Here is a 1910-nt window from a genome sequence, read left to right as displayed (position 1 = left end):
GGAGGACGTGCTGGTGCTGCCGCGTTCGGTGAAGGGACGCCCGCTCGTGCGCGTGGGCGTGCGCGCGCTTCCGTATGCGCCCGCGTCGCTCGTGGTTGCCGACACCGTGCGCGTGATCGGGCGCGACAACGCGTGTCGCGGCACACGGCGCCTTGCGCTCCCGGAAGGCCTTGAGGCCATCGGGGCGCACTGCTTCTGCTCGCGCGTGCTCGAAGGGCCCGTGCCCATCCCTGCCAGCGTGCGCTCCATCGGAGAGGGGAGCTTCGAGTACGCCGTGTGCCGCCTCGAGCATACGGGGACGGTCGTCCACGTATCGGCCGACCAGCTGCTCACGTGCTTCCTGACGGACGCGCCGGACGGCGTTCCGTTCGATTACGCTCGCTACGACGAACTGCTGCGTTCGGGAAAGAACCTGCCGGACAGGCTCGGCGCCGTGCTGCATCGGCTGACGGTGCCGTACCGTTTGGAGGACACGACGCGTGCGGCGCTCGTGGCGTACCTGCGCGAACACGAGCGCGAGGCGCAGCAGCGGGTGGCACAGGAGGGCGAGCGGGCCATGGTGGAGGCGCTCGTGCGCGACGGGTTCATCGACAACCGCACCTTCGAACGGCAGATCGAGCTCCTGCGTGCCTGCAACCGCACCGACTGCGTGCTCTACCTCATGGAGCAGCACCGGGAGCAGGCGAGGCCGTCAAGCGCGAGGGAGCGGTTCGCGCTGTGAGATCGGTGCGATATCGAACGCATGCCGTTGGATGGGCCTAAAGCGCAGCGCAATGGCATAAGCGCCGATCAAGCAATTTTATCCGTTATGGTCTACTATGTGTTGGCAGTTTGATTGGCAAAGCGGCTCGGGATTCGGTCGTACGGCGGTGGGGGTGCGAGGCGGCCGCACTTGGGCGGCGGAAAGCGAGGAGACGATGAAGATGAAGAGGTTTGTGCAGGTTATGCTGGGCGGCATGTTCGCGGTTGCCTTGGCTGCGTTCCTCGCAGGATGCGCGGCGCCTGCTGCGGATTCGCCGGCGGACGGCAAGGAGATCGACAGCGTGTTCGAAGGCGGCATGCTGTCGTGCGAAGGCGGGAAGATGATCGTGGTTCTTGACGCGAACGCCACCACGGGCTACGAGTGGAAAAGCTCGATCGAAGGCGCTGCCGTCAAGGCTGCCGGCGACGAGTACGAGGCCGACACGACCTCGGACGGCAAGGCGGGCGCCGGCGGCGTGCATACGTTCACCTACCAGGCCGAGGGTTCGGGCGAAGCGACCGTTACGCTGACGTACGCTCGCTCATGGGAGGCTTCCGACAGCGACAAGACGGTTGTTGTCAAAACCGAGGTGAAAGACGGTGTTTTCGTGGAAGCCTCCGTGCAGTAGGCCATCCGCACGCTTCCTTGCGGCAGGCATCTGCGCTGCAAGGAAGCGTGGTTGTTTCGAGATGGCGCGCAACCGCTGCTATACTTGATGGTCTAGGAACGATCAAGGTGTGAGGGGTGCGCGATGATCGATGAGATCCAAGTTGAGAACCTCGCGTTGATCCGCGAGGCCGCGCTCGTGCCGGCGCGCGGGCTGACCGTGCTCACGGGCGAGACGGGTGCGGGCAAGACGGCGCTGCTCTCGGCGTTGAAGCTGCTCATGGGCGCGCGCGCCGACAAGGATGCCGTCCGCGACGGCGAAGAGGCCCTCGTCGTGTCGGGGAGGTTCTACGGCGTCGCGCTCGATGGGCTCGAGGATGCGGACGCCGAGGCCGACCTTCGGGAGCTGGTCGCCACGCGCCGCGTCACCGCGGACGGCCGCTCGCGCGTCTCCCTCGACGGCCGCATGGCGAGCGTCGGCGAGCTTGCTCGTGCCGTGGCGCCCGCCATCGACCTCTGCGGTCAGCACGAGCACCAGCAGCTCATGAAGACATCCCAGCAC

The 1910-nt window shown here is 66.5% G+C and carries 3 protein-coding genes; all 3 read left to right on the top strand.

Going from position 1 to position 1910, the window contains the following annotated elements; all coding sequences use genetic code 11:
- The coding region (locus GPA_RS09455) for a leucine-rich repeat domain-containing protein (protein ID WP_231847619.1) at positions 1–721 on the top strand (721 nt) is incomplete at its 5' end.
- A gap of 202 nt (positions 722–923) precedes the next feature.
- Positions 924–1370 carry a protease inhibitor I42 family protein gene (locus GPA_RS09450; protein WP_041240340.1) on the top strand — a complete coding sequence of 149 codons (447 nt, stop codon included), beginning with the start codon at positions 924–926 and terminating at the stop codon, positions 1368–1370.
- A 123-nt stretch (positions 1371–1493) separates the two neighbouring features.
- Positions 1494–1910: AAA family ATPase (locus GPA_RS09445; protein ID WP_041239401.1), on the top strand; the 417-nt coding region annotated here is incomplete at its 3' end.

Source organism: Gordonibacter pamelaeae 7-10-1-b, from assembly GCF_000210055.1.
GTDB lineage: Bacteria > Actinomycetota > Coriobacteriia > Coriobacteriales > Eggerthellaceae > Gordonibacter > Gordonibacter pamelaeae.
This window is presented reverse-complemented; position numbering and strand designations above follow the sequence as displayed.

Excerpts from the sequence above, each read along its gene's own strand:
- GPA_RS09450 (WP_041240340.1), top strand. The coding sequence starts at position 924 with ATGAAGAGGTTTGTGCAGGTTATGCTGGGCGGCATGTTCGCGGTTGCC.